This is a genomic window from Arthrobacter sp. B0427-1-12, assembly GCF_059092905.1.
This window is the reverse complement of record NZ_JBNHIC010000022.1, coordinates 45,557-64,943: the sequence shown is the minus strand read 5'-3', so window position 1 is coordinate 64,943 and position 19,387 is coordinate 45,557. Positions and strand designations below refer to the sequence as shown.

Here is a 19,387-nt window from a genome sequence, read left to right as displayed (position 1 = left end):
GATGGCTCCTTAGTCTGACTTGTCCTGGCCGGTGCCGGAAAGGTCGGCGACGCCCGGGTACAGGGGGAACGCGCCGGCCAGGGCCTGGACGCGGTTCTTCAGCGGAGCGAGGTCGGCATCCGCCGGGGCCACCAGGGCCTCGGCGATGATGTCGGCGACCTCGCGGAAGGCCTCCTCGCCGAAGCCACGGGTGGCAAGGGCGGGGGTGCCGATGCGCAGGCCGGAGGTGACCATCGGCGGGCGAGGGTCGAACGGCACTGCGTTGCGGTTGACGGTGATGTCGATGGCAGCCAGGCGGTCCTCCGCCTGCTGGCCGTCGAGCTCAGAGTTGCGCAGGTCCACCAGGACCAGGTGCACGTCGGTGCCGCCGGTCAGGACGGAAATGCCCTTGGCGGCAACATCCGGCTGCGTTAGGCGCTCAGCCAGGATCCGGGCGCCGGCCAGCACGCGCTCCTGGCGCTCCTTGAACTCCGGGGTCGCGGCGATCTTGAAGGCCACGGCCTTGCCAGCGATCACGTGCTCCAGCGGGCCGCCCTGCTGTCCGGGGAAGACCGCGCTGTTGATCTTCTTGGCGATGTCCGCGTCATTGGTCAGGATGATGCCGCCGCGCGGACCGGCCAGGGTCTTGTGCGTGGTGGAGGTGACCACATGGGCGTGCGGGACCGGGCTCGGGTGCAGGCCGGCGGCCACCAGGCCGGCGAAGTGCGCCATGTCCACCATCAGGTACGCGCCGATCTCGTCGGCGATCCGGCGGAATTCGGCGAAGTCCAGCTGGCGGGCATAAGCGGACCAGCCCGCCACGATCAGCTTCGGTCGGTGCTCCTTGGCCAGGCGCTCCACCTCGGCCATGTCCACGCGGTTGTCCGCCTCGGAGACCTGGTAGGGCACCACATTGTAGAGGCGGCCGGAGAAGTTGAGCCGCATGCCGTGGGTCAGGTGGCCGCCGTGCGCCAGGTTCAGGCCCAGGATAGTGTCACCCGGCTTGATCAGCGCATGCATCACTGAAGCGTTGGCCTGGGCGCCGGAGTGCGGCTGCACGTTCGCGAACCCGGCGCCAAAGAGCGCCTTGACGCGGTCGATCGCCAGCTGCTCGATGACGTCCACGAACTCACAGCCGCCGTAGTAGCGCTTGCCCGGGTAGCCCTCGGCGTACTTGTTGGTCAGCACAGAGCCCTGGGCCTGCATGACGGCCACCGCGGTGTGGTTCTCCGAGGCGATCATTTCCAGGCCGTGGCGCTGACGGTTGGCCTCATTGTCGATCTGCGCAGCGACTTCCGGGTCTACCTCGGCCAGCAGGCCGTCCAGGTAATTGATTCCGACGGCGCTTGCGGCGTTCACAGCTCGCCTCCGTTGGCCTCGGCGTACTCCTCGGCGGAGAGCAGCTTGCCCTCTTCGGTGACGTTGACAGTGAACAGCCAGCCGGCACCGTACGGATCGGAGTTCAGCAGGCTCGGGTCATCGATGGCGGCCTGGTTGACCTCGGCGACCTCGCCGGAGACCGGGGAGTACAGGTCGGAAACGGACTTCGTGGACTCGACCTCGCCGCAGGTTTCGCCGGCGGTGACGGTGCTGCCCGCTTCGGGCAGGTCGACGTAGACGACGTCGCCGAGGGCGTCGGCAGCCACCTGCGAGATGCCAACCTTGACGGGCGATGCCGAGTCAACCCACTCATGCTCGGCCGAATAACGAAGACCGGACTGAACCTTGCTCATAATCAATACCTTTCGGGAAGTGCTAACGGAAACTCTGTTATCGAGTGGGCTGTGGCGGGTGAGGGGCGGGAGATTTATTCATAAGCGGGCATCGCGGAGCGAGGAACGAGCGACGTGTCTAAGCGCGTTGAAAAATCTCCCGCCCCGGCACCAAACCCAGCCAGCGAACCTACTTGGCGCGCTTGTAGAACGGAAGCGCTACGACTTCGAACGGCTCCGCCTTGCCGCGCAGGTCGACGTCGACTTTGGTGCCGATCTCGGCGTAGTCGGTGTCGACGTAGGCCAGGGCAACCGGGTAGCCAAGAGTCGGGCTCGGGGCACCGGAGGTGACTTCGCCGATAACCTTGCCGTCCACCGTGACTGGGTAGTGGGAACGGCCCGCCCGGCGGCCCAGGCCCTTCAGGCCGACCAGCTTGCGGGGCGAACCCTCCGCCTTCTTGGCTTCCAGCGCGGCGCGGCCCACGAAGTCGCCTTCCTTGGACAGCGCCACAACCGGACCCAGACCGGCGTCGTACGGACTGGTCTCCAGGGACAGTTCGTTGCCGTACAGCGGCATGCCGGCTTCCAGGCGCAGGGAGTCGCGGCAGGCCAGGCCGGCCGGCTGCAGCTCAAACTCCCGGCCGGCTTCCAGCAGGGCGGACCACAGCGCGGCTGCCTGCTCGTTCGGCACGTAGATTTCAAAGCCGTCCTCGCCGGTGTAGCCGGTGCGGGCCAGCAGCAGCTTCACCGGACCGGCGCCGAAGGTGAACTCGACTTCGTCCGCTGCGTAGTACTTCATGTCCGTGACGATGGAGTGCTGCGCCGCCGGAACAAGGGTGAGCAGGATGTCCACGCTGCGCGGACCCTGCACAGCCACCAGGGAGGTGGCAGCGGTCTGGTCGTCCACTACCACGTCGAAGTTGGCGGCGCGCTCGGCCAGGGCGGCGGCAACCACCTTGGCATTGCCGGCGTTGGGGACAACGAGGTACTTGTCCTCCGCGCGGCGGTAGCTGATCAGGTCATCGATGATGCCGCCGGCTTCGTTGCAGATGAGGGAGTACTTCGCCTTGCCCACAGTGATGCCGGACAGCTTGCCCGCCAGCGCGTAGTCCAGGAATTTGCCGGCCTCGGGGCCGGTGACCCAGACCTCTCCCATGTGGGACAGGTCGAACAGGCCGGCGGACTTCCGGACGGCATGGTGCTCGGCCAGCTCGCTGCTGTACTTGAGCGGCATCTGCCACCCACCGAAGTCGGTGAAGGACGCGCCAAGCTTCTCGTGCTCTGCGTAGAGGGCTGTGTACTGGCTGGTTGCAGCTTCAGTGCTCATAAACGTTCCTCACGGATCCTTAGTTGGCGAATTCTTCGATCGGCGGGCAGGAGCAGATCAGGTTGCGGTCGCCGGCGGCGCCGTCGATCCTGCCAACCGGCGCAAAGTACTTATCCATCTTCAGCGAGGGCAGCGGGAAGACCGCCTGCTCGCGGCTGTACTTGCGGTCCCAGTCGGAGCTGGCCACGGCTGCCGCAGTGTGCGGAGCCAGGCGCAGCGGGCTGGCCTCGGCGGTGAAGTCGCCGTTGGCCACCTGCTCGATCTCGCCGCGGATGGAAATCATCGCGTCGATGAAGCGGTTGATCTCCGCGAGGTCCTCGGACTCGGTCGGCTCGACCATCAGCGTGCCGGCTACGGGGAACGCCAGCGTCGGGGCGTGGAAGCCGTAGTCGATCAGGCGCTTGGCCACATCCTCCGCGGTGACGCCGGTGCGGGCGGTCAGTTCGCGCAGGTCCAGGATGCACTCGTGTGCCACCAAGCCGTCGTTGCCGGTGTAGAGCACGGGGAAGTGCTCATTGAGGCGGGAGGCAATGTAGTTGGCGGCCAGCAGTGCGCTCTTGGTGGCCTGGGTCAGGCCTTCCCCGCCCATCATGGCCACGTACGCCCAGGAGATGGGCAGCACGCCGGCGGATCCATACTTGGACGCGGACACCGGAATGCCCTTGCCCTCGTCCTCCGCCAGAGCCGCGTTGCCGGGCAGGAACGGCACCAGGTGCTCGGCCACGGCGACCGGGCCGACGCCGGGTCCGCCGCCGCCGTGCGGGATGCAGAAGGTCTTGTGCAGGTTCAGGTGGGACACGTCGCCGCCGAACTGACCCGGCTTGGCCAGGCCGACCAGCGCGTTCAGGTTGGCTCCGTCGATGTACACCTGGCCGCCGGCGGCGTGGACCGCATCGCAGACCTCGCGGACGTCGGCGTCGTACACGCCGTGAGTGGACGGGTAGGTGATCATGATGCCGGCCAGCTGGTCGGCATGCTTCTCGATCTTTGCCTTCAGGTCGGCGTGGTCGATCGTGCCGTCGTGCGCGGTGGCCACGACGACGACCTTCAGGCCCGCCAGCACCGCGGACGCGGCGTTGGTGCCGTGTGCGGAAGCAGGGATCAGGCAGACATCGCGCTGGTCATCGCCGTTGGCCAGGTGGTAACGGCGGATGGCCAGCAGGCCGGCGTACTCGCCTTGCGATCCGGCGTTCGGCTGGATGGAGACGCCGGCGTAGCCGGTGATCTCGGACAGCCGGGCCTCCAGGTCGGCGATCAGTTCCCGCCAGCCCACGGTCTGGTGATCCGGAGCGAAGGGGTGGATGGAGGCGAACTCCGGCCAGCTGATGGATTCCATCTCCGCCGTCGCGTTCAGCTTCATGGTGCAGGAGCCCAGCGGAATCATGGTCCGGTCCAGCGCCAGGTCGCGGTCGGACAGGCGGCGCAGGTAGCGGAGCATCTGCGTCTCGGACCGGTGCATGTGGAAGACAGGGTGGGTCAGGTACGCGGAGGTGCGTTCGACGTCAGACTTCAGCTCGAAACCGGGGGTCGCCGAGGCGGCCGCCCGGACCTTGGCCTCAGCGTCGTCGACACCGAAGGCTCCGGCAACCGCGGCCAGGTGTGCCGCCGTCGTGGTTTCGTCGCAGGAGATGCCCACCTGGTCCGCGTCGATGCTGCGCAGGTTGATGCCCTTGGCCTCGGCGGCCTTGATGACCTCGCCCGCACGGCCCGGGACGCGGACGGTGAGGGTGTCGAAGAAGTGCTCCGAGGCGAGCTCCAAGCCGGCGCCCGTGAGGACGGAGGCCAGGGTGCGGGCGTGGCCGCTGGTCCGCTGCGCGATGGCCTTCAGGCCCTCCGGGCCGTGGTAGACGGCGTACATGCTGGAAACGATCGCCAGCAGGGCCTGGGCCGTGCAGATGTTGGACGTGGCCTTTTCGCGGCGGATGTGCTGTTCGCGTGTCTGCAGGGCCAGACGGTAGGCGGCAGTACCGGCGGAGTCCTTGGAGACGCCGACCAGCCGGCCCGGCAGCGAGCGCTCCAGGCCCGTGCGCACGGCCATGTAGGCAGCGTGCGGGCCACCGTAGAACAGCGGCACGCCGAAGCGCTGGGAGTTGCCGACGGCGATATCGGCGCCCTGGTCGCCGGGCGGGGTGATGAGAGTGAGGGCCAGCAGGTCGGCAGCGACCGTCACCATGGCACCGCGGGCCTTCGCGGCCTTGATCACCGCAGCGTGGCTGCCGACGTTGCCGGAGGCACCCGGCTGCTGCAGCACGATGCCGACGATGTCCCCTTCGGGCAGTCCGGCGGACAGGTCCACAACCTCAACCTCGAAGTCCAGTGCCTTGGCCCGGCCCTTAACGACTGCAATGGTCTGCGGCAGCACGTCCTGGTCCAGGACGACTTTGCCGTCCTGGTGCGCCTTGTTGACGCGGCGCATCAGCAGCACGGCCTCGGCCACGGCGGTGGCTTCATCCAGCATGGAGGCGTTGGCGATCGGCAGTGCCGTCAGGTCCTCGACCATGGTCTGGAAGTTGAGCAGGGCCTCGAGCCGGCCCTGCGAGATTTCGGGCTGGTAGGGGGTGTAGGCGGTGTACCAGGCCGGAGACTCCAGGACATTGCGCAGGATGACCGGCGGGGTCACGGTGTCGTAGTAGCCCTGGCCAATCATCTGGACGGCCACGGTGTTCTTCGCAGCGAGCGCACGCAGGTCCGCAAGGACTTCCATTTCGCTGCGGGCGGGCGGCAGGTTCAGCGGCGCGCTCTGGCGGATGTCCGCCGGAACGGCGGTGTCGACAAGCTGGTCCACGCTGGCGTAGCCCAGCTGCTTGAGCATCGTCTCCGCGTCATTGCTGCGGGCGCCGATGTGGCGGTCGACGAAGGCTGTTTCTGTTGATTGAACCGTCATGGGGGAACTCCAGGGTATTCCGGCGTCCAGGGACGCCAATCGGATCGAGTTCCTCCCCGCTCTGTATTGGACCTGAGAGATTCCGCGCCACCTGTTTCCACAGGTTCGGCGCTTGCACCGTCGGTGAGTCCGGCGAGCTGGCCGCCTGACTGCTTTCCAGAGTTGCCTTGCCGCAGCGGTACAGGGGCCTGAGAGATTCCTGGGGAGGATTTGCTCCTACGGCGCCTGCTGATCGGATTGAGCATCAGCAGGACTCTCCCGCCGCGGTTCAGAGGCATGTTCAATTATGGGTGATGCGACTCACAACTATACGCCGGAGCCTATCCTTGAGCAAGATTCTACATGGCGCCCCCTGCTTCGCCCATACCGTCCGCAACGTCAACCAAATTGACTTTCGCTCGTGAGCCGACTCACACTGAATTTCAGGTGCGCTGAGGCGGAACAAGGACGACATGCCCGGTCCTTACGATTAGCACCACCGCGCGCCCATCGATCCGATGACAGAAAGAAGTCCGATGTCCAACCGCCCCATTCCGCCCGACGCCGAAGCCGCGGTTCCCGGGGAGGGCCACTCCCACTTGGTCACTTTCAACGAGCAGCACCAGGGCGAGCCCCACCTCGAACGCCAGCTCGCCAACCGCCACATCCAGCTGATCGCGATCGGCGGCGCCATCGGCACCGGCCTGTTCATGGGTTCGGGCAAGACGATTTCACTGGCCGGTCCGTCGGTCATCTTCGTCTACATGATCATCGGCTTCATGCTCTTCTTCGTCATGCGGGCCATGGGCGAAATCCTGCTGTCCAACCTGAATTACAAGTCCTTCAGCGACTTCGCCGCGGACCTGCTGGGGCCCTGGGCCGGGTTCTTCACCGGCTGGACCTACTGGTTCTGCTGGATTGTCACCGGCATCGCGGACGTGATCGCCATCGCCGGCTATGTGGCCTTCTGGTGGCCGGACCTCCAGCTCTGGATCCCCGCGCTGGCCGCCATCCTGCTGCTGCTGGGGCTCAACCTGCCCACGGTCAAGGCCTTCGGTGAAACCGAATTCTGGTTCGCCCTGATCAAGATCATCGCCATCGTTGGCCTCATCGTGGTCGGCCTGGTATTCATCATCACCGGCTTCACCGCCCCGAACGGCTCCGAGGCCACCTTCGCTAACCTCTGGAACGACGGCGGCATGTTCCCGACCGGCCCGATGGGCTTTATCGCCGGATTCCAGATCGCCGTATTCGCCTTCGTGGGCATCGAACTGGTGGGCACTACCGCGGCGGAGGCCAAGGATCCGGAACAGAACCTCCCCAGGGCCATCAACTCCATTCCGATCCGCGTGATGCTGTTCTACGTGGTCGCGCTGACGGTGATTGTTTCTGTGACGCCGTGGCGGGAATTCTCGGCGGACCGCAGCCCCTTCGTGGGCATGTTCGCCCTCGCAGGGCTGGCCATCGCCGCCGGCGTGATCAACTTCGTGGTCCTCACTTCCGCGGCATCCAGCGCGAATTCGGGGATATATTCCACCTCGCGCATGGTATTCGGCCTGGCGCATGAAGGCGACGCCCCCAAGACCTTCGGCCGCCTGTCCCCGCGCCGGGTGCCGCGCAACGCGCTGGTCTTCTCCTGCACCTTCCTGCTGGCCGGCGTCGTGCTGCTGTATGCCGGCGAATCGATCATCGCGGCCTTCACGCTGGTCACCACCATCTCCGCACTGCTGTTCATGTTCGTCTGGACCATCATCCTGGTCAGCTACATCGTCTACCGGAAGCGCCGCCCGCACTTGCATGCCGCATCAAAGTTCAAGATGCCCGGCGGCATTGCCATGTGCGCCGTCGTCATGGCATTCTTCGCCTTCATCATCTGGGCCCTGACCCAGGAGCCGGACACCCTCCGGGCCCTGCTGGTCACGCCGCTGTGGTTCGTGGCCTTGGGCATTGGCTATTTAGTGCTGCGCCGCAACCCCTACCACCAGGCCCGCCGGGCCGAGTTCAGGGCACTGGTGGCGGCCGAGAAGGACGCAGCCGAAGGGTTCGCAGCCACTGCAAAGTAGCTGTCATCGGTGGACAATACCTTCATGGCACAGCTCAAACCGCGCACGACGCCGGCACTCCAGGCTGCGGAGGCCGGCGCCTTGCGCCGTGCGCTGGAATCCGATGATGTCACCGTTTTCGTGGACGGTACCGCCCTGAAGCTGCCCGCCGCAGCCCGGGACGCCGTCGTCGGTCTTCTGGAGCGCTTCGCCCGGGGCGACGCCGTGATGGTCAGCTCGGTGGAAACCCTGCTCACCACCTCCCAGGCGGCCGAAGCCGCCGGCATTTCGCACACGTACCTGCGAAACCTGACGGACAACGGAACCATTCCGGTGGAGTACCGGGGTTCGCACCGGCGCATCCGGCTGCAGTCCGTGCTGGACTGGCTGGCCGCGCAGGAAGCAGCCCGGCAGGCCAAGGCGCACCCGGAGGCGGCGCAGGGATAGACCCGGATCCCGGACCTGCCGGGAAGCGGTCCGCCGCATGTATTGGAGACCGAGATGAGTATCCTCAAGTCCCCCGGCGCCACAGCCGAGGAACTGCAGAACCTGGGCATCGACAGCAAGGATGTGGACGTTTTCCTGACGGACCTGGCGCGCTACTCCGCAGGCGTCCTGTCCGGGGACCTCCAGGTGCAGTGCGGCGTCACCCTGCAGCGCCACCACAAAACCGCCACCATCGCGTACAGCAGCGACAAGGCCAAGGTTCTGGACGAGATCCAGCTCGGCTACGACGAAGGACCGTGCCTCGAGGCGCTGAGGACCAACCAGACAGTCCTGGTCAAGGATGCACGCACGGACCCCCGCTGGCCGGACTACTTTGGTGTAGTAGCCAAGCATGGCTACTACTCAATGCTCGGCGTGCCGATGCACCTAGAAGGGGAATCGGCGACCGCGCTCGATTTCTACGCCCCTGCCGTCGATGCCTTCGACGGCAGGGCGGTGGCTGCCGCGCAGGCCTCGAAGGCGCTGCTGCTGGCCGTCCGGGTCGCGACACATATGGAGGCCTCGGACGACCTCAAGGCAGCGATGCAGGCGCGCACCACCATCGACCTGGCCGTCGGCATCCTGATGGCACAGAACCGCTGCTCGCAGCAGGACGCCTTCGGCATCCTGAGCCGCGCTTCGAACAACCAGAACACCAAGCTGCGCGACCTTGCAGCGAAGGTCATCAGCCAGGTCTCCGCCGACCCCGTGGAGACGCACTTCGATTAGGCGCAGGTCCAGCCGCACCTCCGTTGTGGTTTATATCACAATAAGGTAACGTAAGCTCAGGTCAAGCAGCGGCCCTCCGGAGCTCCCCGGATTCACCATTCACCGTCGAATGCGTGCCGCCGCCGCATTATGTTCCCCGACGGCCTTCAGAACAGGGGCCCGCCATGACCACCATCAATCCGTCCGCAGATGCCGACCACTTCCTGCCCGGTTCGACTGCGGCCCAGGATCTTGAACGCGTTGCCGAACCTTACTGCGATGTTTGCAGGACGGACGAATTCATCTACATCGAGAGCTTCATGCCGTGCATCACCGGATCGGACGGCCACGTAAAGCGGCTCGGGGAGGTCACCTATTTCTGCACTGCCTGCGATGGCTTCGCGGGCCATGCCGTTCCGGCCAGCTGGGCTCCGCCGGGGTGGTACCTGGGCTAGCTCGCCTCAGCTGTAGCGCGCAACGGCGGCCTCGACAGTTTCCTCTCCGGCGACCAGTTCCAGCGCCCGGTGCCGTCCGGCCCCGGTAGTCAACAGCTGGGCGAGGACATCGGCCACGTCGGCGCGGCTGATCTCCCCATACGCCACCGATTCCCGCAGCTGCACCCGGCCCGCCGGGGGATCGTCGGTGAGCCGGCCGGGCCGCAGGATCGTCCAGTCCAGACTGTCCCGGGTGCGCAGATCGTCCTCCGCTGCCAGCTTGGCAACCAAGTAGGCGTGGAAAACGTCATCGATGCCCTCGGGCCGCGCGCCCCCGCGCACCCGCTCCAGTCCGATCGCGGAAATCTGCACGAACCGCTTCACACCCGCGGCCTCGGCGGCATCGGCAAGCAGGATGGAGGCCGCCCGGTCGACGCTGTCCTTGCGCTGCGCTCCGCTGCCCGGCCCCGCGCCGGCGGCGAAGACAACAGCATCCGTTTGCTGCAGCGCCGCGGCGAGCTCCTCCGTGCGGGCCGCTTCAAGATCCAGCACCAGCGCCTGGCCGCCTGCGGCCTGGAGATCCGCCTCGTGCGCGGGATTACGCACCAGACCGACCACCTCATGGCCGGCCGCCGCAAGGCGCGCAGTGGCGAGCAGTGCTATCTGTCCATGTCCTCCGGCAATCACAATCTTCATGCGGCCCATCCTGTCACGCGGTCGGGCTACCGCACAGCGGGCCTGCCGGTTTCCAGTTGGTCCTGCCACAGCCGCCGTACGTCCTGCTCCGTGTAGGTGGCGCGGATCTGGCTGTCATTGCCCCCGCCCAATACATTGACTATCCAGAGGCTGCCGGCCTGGGTCCCGCCGACCGCCGGATAATTGCCGGGCGCTTCGGCGAGCTGGCGCACCGGCACATTGGCGCGCAGCGCCATCGCGTGCAGCCATACGTCGTCCGCATGGCGGGCGGTCCGCAGAAAGTCCTCGCCCGCATCGCGCAGTCGGTCCAGGAACGCCGGCGGGTAAAGCACCCCGGACATGCCGGTGGCGAAGGTCCGCAGCGAATCCATCCCCGCATCGGCCCGGTCCCATTTGGCGTACGGGTCGATACGGCCGTCCGTCAGCGTCATCAAGTGCGCCCGGTGCGCGCCGATGCAGCCGGGGAACCTGCGATGGAAGGCCAGCAGCGCTGCCAGCCAGCCCGCGTCGTACAGCGCGTCATCATCGGCGGTCACCAGCGGCAGCCGGTGCCTGCCGTGCAGCCGAGCGTAGGGATAGTACTTCTTGTGCGGTCCGTAGTCCGGCGTGGGGAGGATTTCCAGCCCCCTGGCCATCAGTCGCCTCAATGCACGCGGTGGGTTCCGGACCTGGTCTTCATCATCCAGCCAGAGGATCAGCCGCACCGGCCGCACCCGGCCCCGCCCGATCGCCTCGATCGCATAGAAGGACCGGCCGGTCCGCCGCCCATACGAGGTCAGACTGACCACAGCCTCCCCATCACCCAGGACACTGGACCGTGCGAACAGATTCCGGCAGCGCAGCCACAGCATCGCCGGCAGGGCCACCACCGCACCCAGCACTCCCTGCCAGTTGATCAGGTGGGTCAGGCGCAGCAGGCTGCTCTTCCAGGTGGCCGGGCTCAGGGCTCCTCCAGCGGGTCAATGGTCGGGTCCGGTCCCATCCTAAGCGGCGGCCGGCGTCACGATCCGACTCCTGCCGCGAAGACGCTGGACGGGCATGCGAAACCCGGGTAAGTCTTAGACGGTAACCGCCACCGAAGGAGCCTGCGCATGTCCACTGTCGCCCCGACCGTTCCGCTGCGGAATGGAGCCAGGATGCCGCTGATCGGGCTGGGCACCTGGCCCCTGGACAATGCGGAGACAGCGGCCGCCGTCGAAACCGCCCTTGGCCTGGGGTACCGGCTCATCGACACCGCGGAAAACTACCGCAACGAGGAAGGCGTAGGCGAGGGCATCCGCCGCAGCGGGATTGACCGCGGCGAGGTGTTCATCACCACCAAATTCAACAAGGAATGGCACAGTTACGACGGCGTACAGCAGGCCTGGGAAAACAGCGCCCGCAGGCTCGGGGTGGACTACATCGACCTGCTGCTGATCCACTGGCCGAACCCGGCGCAGGACCGCTACGTCGATGCCTTCGCCGGCATGGCCAAGCTGCTGGCCGACGGGCGGGTCAAGGCGATCGGCGTCTCCAACTTCAAACCCGCGCACCTGCAGCACCTGCACGACAACGGCCTGGTGCCGGAGGTGAACCAGATCCAGCTGGATCCCAGGCACACCCGCAACGACCTGCGGGCTATCCACGCTGAGCGCGGCATCGTCACCGAGTCCTGGAGCCCGCTGGGCCGAGACAGCGGCCTGCTGCAGGAGGCCGCCATCGTCGAGCTGGCGGAGAAGTACGGCAGGACGCCCGGGCAGATCGTACTGCGCTGGCACACCCAGCTGGGCTGCGTGGCCACCCCGAAGTCCGCTAATCCGGACCGGCAGCGGCAGAACATCTCCATCTTCGATTTCGAACTGGAGCCGCAGGAACTGGACCGGCTGACCGGCATGGACACCGGCGTCGCGGACATCTACGACGCCGACGTCTTCGGCCACTGACGTCCGTGGAGCTGGGTTTCCTTTCCTTCGTCCCCAACCACGGCGGACCGGAGAACGCCGGACGGGCGCTGCGGGACGGCGTCGAACTTTTCGAATGGGCCGAGCAGTTGGGGCTGGACGCCGGCTGGGTCAGGGTACGGCACTTCGAGCCGTTCCTGTCCTCGCCACTGACCTTCCTGGCCGCAGTCTCCCAGCGCACCAGCCGAATCCGGCTGGGGACCGGCGTAATCCCGATGCGCTACGAGGACCCGATCCGGCTGGCTGAAGACGCCGCAACGCTCGACCTGCTCAGCGGCGGACGGCTGGAACTGGGCCTGAGCGGCGGCATCGCCGGGCTGGCCCCGATTCTGGACGGAGTCTTCGGCAGATCTGACCGCACCTTCTCCGACGAGGCGCAGCACCGGATTGCGCGGCTGCGCGCAGCCTTGTCCGGCAATACTCTGGCGCACAGCGGCAAGGGGTTCATGAGCGTTCCGGCGGACACGGAGCTGACCCTGTCCCCGCGCAGCCCGGGCCTGCTGGACCGGCTCTGGTACGGCCCCGGCACGCTGGCCACCGCCCGCCGGACCGCTGAGCAGGGCCTGGACCTGCAGGTCTCCACGCTCAACGGCGAGGACACCGGCGAAGCGTTCGAGGCCACGCAGGCCGCGCAGATCCGCGCGTACAAGCAGGAGTTCGCCGCCAGCGGAGCAGTGCGTGCGCCGCGGGTGGCGGCGGGGCGGATCATCCTGCCGCTGCTGACCCCGGAGGACGAGGCCCAGCACCGCGGTTTCATCGACTTCTACAATGCCCGCATGGATCCCGACGGCCGGCCGCGCGACGGGAAGATCCCGATGCGCTTCGGCCGGATCCACTGCGGCTCGCCGGAGCAGATCACCGAGGGGCTGCTGGCGGACGAGGCCCTGGCCGAGGCCACGCAGCTGATCATCACGCTGCCGGCACCCGGGGACGCCGCCTCGCACCGGCGAGTGCTGGAGGCCGTGGCCACGAAGATCGCACCCCGGCTCGGCTGGGAACCTGCCACGGCCGTCAACCGCTGACCCAGGGACCGGGTCCACGCCCACTCCCCCCGTTCGCACAGCAGCACGCGCCCGAAAGATCGATCTTTCGGGCGCGTGCTGCGGAGTCAACCGTGGAAAGGGGCGGGTCAGTGTGCCCCGGCCGGCGCCTTGGCGAGTTCCTTGGCCTCGGCGCTGTGCAGCACCGGCTTGCCGAGCATCGAAATGACCACTGCGCCAATGAGCATCGGAACGATGAACAGGAAGTACAGGCTGCCCGGCTCCCAGCCGCTGTCCAGGAAGGCACCGGCGATGATCGGCGACGCGATGGAGCCCACGCGGCCCATGCCGATGACCAGGCCCAGGGCGGTGGCACGGACCTCGGAGGTGTAGTAGGTGGGACTGATGGCCAGCATGCCGGCGATCGGTGCGTTGGAGCCGAAGCCCACCAGGGCCGCTGCGAACAGCGCGCCCGCCAACGAACCAGTGGAAAGCGCGAAGACACCGAATGTGGCGCCGCCGAGCACGAAGAACACGGCCAGCACGCGCCGCATCGGGAACCGCGCACCGAAGGCACCCAGCACTACTGCACCGATGATGGCACCGACGCTGAACAGCGTGCCGGCAAGGATGCCATCCTGAGTGGAGAAACCGCTGGCGGTGACCAGGCGCGGGGTCCAGGAGTTGGCGAAGTAGAAGCTGGCCATCAGGATGAAATAGGCCAGGGAGATCAGGATGGTGCGGCGAGCGTTGGCGCCGGTCAGCACGTCCGCGAAGCGGGACTTCTGCTGGGCGGCACGCGGCGCGGCTGCCGGCAGTTCCGTGACGGCCGGCTGGCCGATCCGGCGCAGGACCGTGTTGATCTGCTGCAGTGCGTTGGCCGGTCGCTTGACCAGCAGGTAGTCGATGGATTCCGGCAGGAAACGCATGATGATCGGGATCATGATCAGCGTGATGATGGCACCGAACATGAAGGCCGAACGCCATCCCCAGGCGGCAATCAGCAGACCGGTGGCCAGGCCGCCGAGCACGCCGCCGATGGGCTGGCCGATGCTTACAATCGCCAGTGCGGTGGAGCGGCGCTTGGCGTTGGAGAATTCGGAGGCGAAGACATTCAGGCTCGCCTGCAGCGTGCCGATGGCGGTGCCGGTGATGAAGCGCAGCAGGAGCAGCACTTCGTACCCCGGGGCGAAGCTGGAGGCCAGCATGCCTGCGGCTACGACGACGGCGCAGAACAGGATGGTCTTCCGGCGGCCGATGATGTCGGCGATGGTGGAGACGAAAATGGAGCCGATGGCCATGCCGACCAGTGCGGCACTGAGGAGAATGCCCAGCTGGGCACCATTGAGCTGCCAGTCCTCGGTGAGGGCGCTGGCGCTGAACGCCATCACCAGCACATCGAAACCGTCGATCATGTAGAGCGCCGTGCAGATGGCGATGATGCCGATCTGCGCCCTCTTCATGGGCGACGCTTCAATGCGTTGTTTGAGTTCCATCTCCGGGCCTATCTGTTTATCCGTGTACGCACCAATTGCTCGCACGGTTGACGGACCGGCAATTGGAAGGGGCCACTGTGGCTGCGGCCATGCCAGTATATGACCGGCCCAACATCTCCTTGTGCGCGACAGCACATGCCCAACAGGAGCCGAGAGTGGCCGTGACACCGCAGGACGCCCGGATTCAAGCGGTTTCCCACCCTTCGATAACCGACTTTTCGTTCGGTAACTGATTTGCCGTGATTCTGCTCACATAGCCGTGTTGGGTGGAGCTGCGCCGCGCACAGGAAACCCGCCGGACCTGACGGGTCCGGCGGGTTTCCTGTGTTCGGCCGGGGCGGTTAACTGGCCGCTCCGACGGCGGCGGGAACTTGAGTTCCGGCCTGTTGCCGGCGGTGGCTGCGCAGCACCGCAATGGCCACAGCGCCAACGACCATCGGGACGATGAACAAGTAGTACAGATTGCCCGGCTTCCAGCCGCCGTCAATCAGGGCCCCGGCGAGAATCGGGGAGATGATGGCGCCGATCCGGCCCATGCCGGTGATGAAGCCGACCGCCGTGGCGCGGACGTCCGAACCGTAGTACACCGGGCCGATGGAGAACATGCCGGCGATGCCCGCGTTGACCACGAAGCCCAGCACCGCGGCGCTGACCAGCGCGGGGGTCAGGGAACCGGAGGCAACGGCATAAAGCGCAAAGCCCGCGCCGCCGAGGAGGAAGAAGACCACCAGCGTCCATTTGACCGAAAAGCGGGCCGCGATCAGGCCGAAGATGATAGAGCCGAAGATGGCGCCGAAGCTGAACAGCGTGCCCGCATTGATGCCGTCCTGGACGGAGAAGCCGCTGGTGGTCAGCAGGCTGGGGGTCCAGGAGTTGGCGAAGTAGAAGCTGGCCATCAGCACCAGGAAGGCGATCGATAGGAACAGCGTGGCCGTGCCGTACTTGCTGCCGAACAGTGTCTTCCAGCGCGCACCGGCGGACAGCGCTGTGCCCGTGGAGACCTCGGGAAGCTGGTTGAGGGCGGGCTGGCCCAGCTTGGCCACGATGCCGTTTACCTTGGAAAGCGCATCCTCAGGCCGCTTGGCCAGCAGGTAGTCCAGTGACTCCGGCAGGAACCTGACGATGAACGGCACCATGGCCAGAGTCACGAGACCGCCGAAGATGAAGGCAGAGCGCCAGCCGAAACTGCTGATCAGGATGCCTGCGATGATGCCGCCCAGCATGCCGCCGATCGGCTGTCCGGCACTGTAGAAGCTGATCGACGTCGAGCGCCGCTTGGCCGAGGAATACTCCGCCACGAAGACATTCAGGCTTGCCTGCATGGTGCCGATCGCCAGGCCGGTGATGAAGCGCAGCAGGAACAGCAGTTCGTAGCTGGGGGCGAAAGCGGAGGCCAGCATGCCGGCGGAAATCGTGAGTGCCGAGATCAGGATGGTCTTCTGCCGGCCGATCACGTCGGCGACCTGGGTCAGCAGGATCGAGCCGATCGCCATCCCGAACAACGCGGCGCTCAGCAGCAGACCCAGCTGGCTGGCAGACAGGGCCCACTGTTCGGTGATGGCGGTGGCGCTGAAAGCCATGACCAAAACGTCGAAACCGTCAATCATGTTGAGCGCAACGCAGATGGCGACGATACCGATCTGCATCCTGGTCATGGGAGACGCTTCGATACGTGCCTTGATGTCCAATACGGGGGCCTAACTACTCAAATTCCAGCAACCGGGGGACTAAAATAGTCCGTATGCGTACGGCCTAGGCTACACACCGCTGCGACCTTCCTCACAATTCGGTGCCATAATTGCCAGGTGATTCTTCCCAACTATCAGGATGTCCGCAGCGTGCTGCTGCGGCGCGCACTTCAGATGCACACCTGGACGTGGCAGCACGAGGTATCTGCCGATGTGACCTCAGTGCAGTTCGGCGTGTTGCATGCGCTGCGGGACAACCCCGGCATCAGCCAGCGGGACTTGGGCCGGCTGGTCCAGGTCGACAAGTCCACGATGGCGGACATCATCGCCCGGCTGCGGCGCAATGGCTACATCACTTGCGCTCGCGATTCAGCGGACCGCCGTCGCAACATGGTCGATCTCACGGACACGGGCCAGGACCTGGTCCGGGAGCTCGAACCGAAGACGGTGCGGGTCAACGACATGCTGTTCGCAGGGCTGGACAGCAACGCTGCCAGGGAACTGGACCAGTTGCTGCAGCGCCTGCTGGCCACCGACCTCGCCAAAGCTGCAGCGATCCAGTAACACCGAACCGGAGCAGCCGTGCCGTCCGCTACCCGCCCGCCCGCCGGTGCGCCTCCTCGATGATTCCCAGCACCGGCAGGCTGTCCCTCGGCTCCACCGGCACCGGACCGCCGTCGCGGATCGCTGCAGCCATCTGCTCATAGAACGCGGGCCAGTTGCCGCGCTCGGTCGGCACCGTGTCCAGCGCAGTATCCACGCCCAGCGTGCCCCAGGCCTCGGCCGGCTCCACGCCATAGTCCTCGTCGCCGGGGCGGATGCCCTCGATGATGGAGGGCTCCTGCGTATCCGCGCCCCACTTGACGTAGGCGGCCTTGGAGCCGAGTATCCGGAAGCGGGGACCCGACTGCGCGGCCAGGCCATTCAGGGCCAGATGCGAGATCACGGTTCCCGCCGGCGTCGTATGCTTCAGGGCCAGGAAGACGTCGTCATCAGGTCCGCCGTCGCCCCGGTTCGCCGCAATTTCGGCATACAGCAGCTCCGCCGGCCCAAACAGCTGCAGCGCCTGGTCGATCACGTGCGGTCCGAGGTCGTAGAGAATGCCGCCGCCGTCGGCCGCCGCGGTGTCCCGCTTCCACACCTTGGTGACCACCGGCTGCCAGCGGTCGATCCGCGACTCGAAACGGTGCACGGTGCCCAGCGCGCCGTGCGCCAGCAGCTTCTTCACGGTCAGGAAGTCCCCGTCCCAGCGGCGGTTCTGGAAGACGGACAGCGCCAGTCCCCGCCGTTCGGCGTACGTGATGATCCGCTCCGCATCGACGGCATGCGGCACGAAGGGTTTGTCGACGACGACGGCGAGCCCGGCCTCCAGCGCCGCCTCCACAAGTGCTCCATGGGTGGCCGGCGGCGTGGTGACGACGGCCAGGTCCAGCTGGTGCGCATAGGCCAGGGCGTCGTGCGGCCGGGACACGATGTGGGCCTGCGGATAGCTGGCCCGCGCCGCCTCCTGGCGGGCCGGGTCCGAGGTGACGATGACATCGAGTGAATACCGCGGATTCACCGCGATCAACGGCGCATGGAACACCTTGCCACCCAGGCCGAAGCCGAAGACGGCGGTGCGGATTGCCTGCGGGTGTGAAGCTGCGCTGTGAGCCATGGCACAAGGCTAGCCGCCTGCAACCGGCGCCGCTATGCCGTGACCCTGCGCACCAGGTCCGCCCAGCCGTCGGCCAGCCGCTCCAGCGGCATGCGCTCCACGTGCCGCAGGTACAGCAGCAGCTCCGCATCCAGGGTGGCCATGAGCTGGTAGGTGACCAGGTCGGCGTCGCACTTCACCCCAGCCTCGGCAAGCAGCATCGATAGGTGCCGGCGCACCAACCGGCGCGCGGGGTGGGCGTAACGCAGCGCAGTGGAGGCATCCGCCGCCCGCTGCAGCTCGCCGTGCGTCTCGACAATGCCGATCCGCGCGATCCCGAAGGCGACCAAACGTTCGACGGCGGGAGCCCCCGGTCCCAGCGGCGGCGGCCCGAACATGAACGAGCGCTGGAATTCCTTCTCAGTGTGGTCCAGCAGCGCGACCATGAGTCCTGCGCGGCTGCCGAAGCGGCGGAAAATTGTGCCTTTGCCCACACCCGCATGCTGCGCGAGCGCGTCCATGGTCAGGGCATCGACTCCATGCCTGGCCATGAAATCCCGCGCCGCTTCCAGCACAATGGCGCGGTTCCGGGCGGCATCGCCGCGCTCGCCGTCGCCCGTTCCTGCCATCGGCAGCAATCCCCCGTCCACGGATCCATCATAGGGTCCGGGAATGCATCCGGACCGCGGTCCGCTTATACTGGTTGACAGTTCAACAACTTGAAGGAGAACCTCATATGGCTACTTTCGTCCTGACCCTCGTCGGCTCCCTGCGCAATGGCTCCACCAACCAGCAGCTGGCCGAGGCCACTGCCGCCAACGCCCCGGAAGGCGTTGAGGTTTCCATCTACGAAGGCCTCGGGAACATCCCCTTCTACAACGAGGACATCGACGTTGAGGGCCAGGTTCCGGCTGCGGCCGCCGCCCTGCGCGAAGCCGCAGCCCAGGCCGACGCGCTGCTGCTGGTCTCCCCCGAGTACAACGGCACCATGCCGGCCGTGCTGAAGAACGCCATCGACTGGCTGTCCCGCCCCTACGGTGCCGGCGCCGCAGCGAACAAGCCGACCGCCGTCGTCGGTACCGCCTTCGGCCAGTACGGTGGCGTCTGGGCGCAGGATGAGGCCCGCAAGGCCCTGAACATCGCCGGTGCCAAGGTGCTGGAAGACGCCAAGCTCTCCATCCCGCAGTCGGTGGTCCGCTTCGCCGAAATCCACCCGAAGGATGACGCCGAGGTCGCCGAGCAGGTTGCCGGTGTGCTGAACGCCCTGGTTGCCGCCACCGCGCCGGTCTCCGCCTAAGCTCCCGGCGAGCTCCGGCCGGCCGCATGGCAGCCGGCCTCCACAAATTCAGAAGGGGTCCCCGGTCACTGTGAGCCGGGGACCCCTTCTGTTGTCTTCCGTG

Annotated in this window: 18 protein-coding genes and 2 riboswitches; of the genes, 8 read left to right on the top strand and 10 right to left on the bottom strand. The window is 66.6% G+C overall.

Annotated features, from left to right (window positions below; translation table 11 throughout):
• Positions 1-9: 9 nt before the first annotated feature.
• The 4 genes from glyA to gcvP form a co-directional block, all read right to left on the bottom strand.
• Positions 10-1,338, bottom strand: coding sequence for a serine hydroxymethyltransferase (glyA, locus tag AC5RWU_RS14135; protein WP_494031535.1), 1,329 nt, complete (start codon positions 1,336-1,338; stop codon positions 10-12).
• Complete coding sequence (gene gcvH / locus AC5RWU_RS14130; protein ID WP_494031534.1) at positions 1,335-1,712, bottom strand: glycine cleavage system protein GcvH; 378 nt, start codon at positions 1,710-1,712, stop codon at positions 1,335-1,337. The genes glyA and gcvH overlap by 4 nt, the downstream gene beginning before the upstream one ends.
• Positions 1,713-1,881: 169 nt before the next feature.
• On the bottom strand, positions 1,882-3,018 hold the full coding sequence (gene gcvT / locus AC5RWU_RS14125) for a glycine cleavage system aminomethyltransferase GcvT (protein ID WP_494031533.1): 1,137 nt from the start codon (positions 3,016-3,018) through the stop codon (positions 1,882-1,884).
• A gap of 19 nt (positions 3,019-3,037) precedes the next feature.
• Entirely contained in the window at positions 3,038-5,902 is a 2,865-nt protein-coding gene (gene gcvP, locus AC5RWU_RS14120; protein WP_494031532.1) for an aminomethyl-transferring glycine dehydrogenase, read from the bottom strand.
• A gap of 51 nt (positions 5,903-5,953) precedes the next feature.
• Positions 5,954-6,067: riboswitch (glycine riboswitch) on the bottom strand.
• A gap of 1 nt (position 6,068) precedes the next feature.
• A riboswitch (glycine riboswitch) is annotated at positions 6,069-6,173 on the bottom strand.
• 244 nt (positions 6,174-6,417) lie between these two features.
• Here gcvP and cycA point away from each other — a divergent pair.
• From cycA to AC5RWU_RS14100, 4 genes are all read left to right on the top strand, one after another.
• Positions 6,418-7,944, top strand: a complete 1,527-nt coding sequence (gene cycA / locus AC5RWU_RS14115) for a D-serine/D-alanine/glycine transporter (protein ID WP_494031531.1) — start codon at positions 6,418-6,420, stop codon at positions 7,942-7,944.
• A 24-nt stretch (positions 7,945-7,968) separates the two neighbouring features.
• Complete coding sequence (locus AC5RWU_RS14110) at positions 7,969-8,370, top strand: helix-turn-helix domain-containing protein (RefSeq protein WP_494031530.1); 402 nt, start codon at positions 7,969-7,971, stop codon at positions 8,368-8,370.
• A 54-nt stretch (positions 8,371-8,424) separates the two neighbouring features.
• Positions 8,425-9,138 carry a GAF and ANTAR domain-containing protein gene (locus AC5RWU_RS14105; RefSeq protein WP_494031529.1) on the top strand — a complete coding sequence of 238 codons (714 nt, stop codon included), beginning with the start codon at positions 8,425-8,427 and terminating at the stop codon, positions 9,136-9,138.
• 164 nt (positions 9,139-9,302) lie between these two features.
• A complete protein-coding gene (locus tag AC5RWU_RS14100) occupies positions 9,303-9,572 on the top strand; it encodes a hypothetical protein (protein WP_494031528.1) in 270 nt (89 codons plus the stop codon).
• 6 nt (positions 9,573-9,578) lie between these two features.
• Here the strand turns inward: AC5RWU_RS14100 and AC5RWU_RS14095 are convergent, their stop codons facing one another.
• Complete coding sequence (locus AC5RWU_RS14095) at positions 9,579-10,247, bottom strand: NAD(P)H-binding protein (RefSeq protein ID WP_494031527.1); 669 nt, start codon at positions 10,245-10,247, stop codon at positions 9,579-9,581.
• Between the two features lie 26 nt (positions 10,248-10,273).
• Entirely contained in the window at positions 10,274-11,116 is an 843-nt protein-coding gene (locus tag AC5RWU_RS14090; protein WP_494037038.1) for a hypothetical protein, read from the bottom strand.
• 222 nt (positions 11,117-11,338) lie between these two features.
• Between AC5RWU_RS14090 and AC5RWU_RS14085 the strand changes: the two genes are divergently transcribed.
• Positions 11,339-12,169 (top strand): aldo/keto reductase, encoded by an 831-nt coding sequence (locus AC5RWU_RS14085; protein ID WP_494031525.1) that lies wholly within the window; start codon positions 11,339-11,341, stop codon positions 12,167-12,169.
• 5 nt (positions 12,170-12,174) lie between these two features.
• The gene (locus AC5RWU_RS14080; protein ID WP_494031524.1) at positions 12,175-13,209 is read left to right on the top strand and encodes an LLM class flavin-dependent oxidoreductase; all 1,035 of its coding nucleotides are present in this window, start codon (positions 12,175-12,177) and stop codon (positions 13,207-13,209) included.
• A gap of 107 nt (positions 13,210-13,316) precedes the next feature.
• On the opposite strand, the gene AC5RWU_RS14075 is transcribed toward AC5RWU_RS14080, so the two are convergent.
• Both AC5RWU_RS14075 and AC5RWU_RS14070 read right to left on the bottom strand, forming a co-directional pair.
• Positions 13,317-14,663 carry an MFS transporter gene (locus AC5RWU_RS14075; protein ID WP_494031523.1) on the bottom strand — a complete coding sequence of 449 codons (1,347 nt, stop codon included), beginning with the start codon at positions 14,661-14,663 and terminating at the stop codon, positions 13,317-13,319.
• 341 nt (positions 14,664-15,004) lie between these two features.
• Entirely contained in the window at positions 15,005-16,318 is a 1,314-nt protein-coding gene (locus AC5RWU_RS14070) for an MFS transporter (RefSeq protein WP_494031522.1), read from the bottom strand.
• A 150-nt stretch (positions 16,319-16,468) separates the two neighbouring features.
• On the opposite strand from AC5RWU_RS14070, the gene AC5RWU_RS14065 reads away from it, so the two are divergent.
• A complete protein-coding gene (locus AC5RWU_RS14065; protein ID WP_494031521.1) occupies positions 16,469-16,915 on the top strand; it encodes a MarR family winged helix-turn-helix transcriptional regulator in 447 nt (148 codons plus the stop codon).
• A gap of 28 nt (positions 16,916-16,943) precedes the next feature.
• Here the strand turns inward: AC5RWU_RS14065 and AC5RWU_RS14060 are convergent, their stop codons facing one another.
• Positions 16,944-18,008, bottom strand: a complete 1,065-nt coding sequence (locus AC5RWU_RS14060) for a Gfo/Idh/MocA family oxidoreductase (protein WP_494031520.1) — start codon at positions 18,006-18,008, stop codon at positions 16,944-16,946.
• 32 nt (positions 18,009-18,040) lie between these two features.
• Positions 18,041-18,637: a TetR/AcrR family transcriptional regulator gene (locus tag AC5RWU_RS14055; protein WP_494031519.1), complete on the bottom strand. Its 597-nt coding sequence runs from the start codon at positions 18,635-18,637 to the stop codon at positions 18,041-18,043.
• An 86-nt stretch (positions 18,638-18,723) separates the two neighbouring features.
• On the opposite strand from AC5RWU_RS14055, the gene AC5RWU_RS14050 reads away from it, so the two are divergent.
• Positions 18,724-19,284 carry an NAD(P)H-dependent oxidoreductase gene (locus AC5RWU_RS14050; RefSeq protein ID WP_494031518.1) on the top strand — a complete coding sequence of 187 codons (561 nt, stop codon included), beginning with the start codon at positions 18,724-18,726 and terminating at the stop codon, positions 19,282-19,284.
• The last annotated feature ends 103 nt before the right edge of the window (positions 19,285-19,387 follow it).

Excerpts from the sequence above, each read along its gene's own strand:
- gcvH (WP_494031534.1), bottom strand. The coding sequence starts at position 1,712 with ATGAGCAAGGTTCAGTCCGGTCTTCGTTATTCGGCCGAGCATGAGTGG.
- gcvT (WP_494031533.1), bottom strand. The coding sequence starts at position 3,018 with ATGAGCACTGAAGCTGCAACCAGCCAGTACACAGCCCTCTACGCAGAG.
- gcvP (WP_494031532.1), bottom strand. The coding sequence starts at position 5,902 with ATGACGGTTCAATCAACAGAAACAGCCTTCGTCGACCGCCACATCGGC.
- cycA (WP_494031531.1), top strand. The coding sequence starts at position 6,418 with ATGTCCAACCGCCCCATTCCGCCCGACGCCGAAGCCGCGGTTCCCGGG.
- AC5RWU_RS14110 (WP_494031530.1), top strand. The coding sequence starts at position 7,969 with ATGGCACAGCTCAAACCGCGCACGACGCCGGCACTCCAGGCTGCGGAG.
- AC5RWU_RS14105 (WP_494031529.1), top strand. The coding sequence starts at position 8,425 with ATGAGTATCCTCAAGTCCCCCGGCGCCACAGCCGAGGAACTGCAGAAC.
- AC5RWU_RS14100 (WP_494031528.1), top strand. The coding sequence starts at position 9,303 with ATGACCACCATCAATCCGTCCGCAGATGCCGACCACTTCCTGCCCGGT.
- AC5RWU_RS14095 (WP_494031527.1), bottom strand. The coding sequence starts at position 10,247 with ATGAAGATTGTGATTGCCGGAGGACATGGACAGATAGCACTGCTCGCC.
- AC5RWU_RS14085 (WP_494031525.1), top strand. The coding sequence starts at position 11,339 with ATGTCCACTGTCGCCCCGACCGTTCCGCTGCGGAATGGAGCCAGGATG.
- AC5RWU_RS14075 (WP_494031523.1), bottom strand. The coding sequence starts at position 14,663 with ATGGAACTCAAACAACGCATTGAAGCGTCGCCCATGAAGAGGGCGCAG.
- AC5RWU_RS14070 (WP_494031522.1), bottom strand. The coding sequence starts at position 16,318 with ATGACCAGGATGCAGATCGGTATCGTCGCCATCTGCGTTGCGCTCAAC.
- AC5RWU_RS14060 (WP_494031520.1), bottom strand. The coding sequence starts at position 18,008 with ATGGCTCACAGCGCAGCTTCACACCCGCAGGCAATCCGCACCGCCGTC.
- AC5RWU_RS14050 (WP_494031518.1), top strand. The coding sequence starts at position 18,724 with ATGGCTACTTTCGTCCTGACCCTCGTCGGCTCCCTGCGCAATGGCTCC.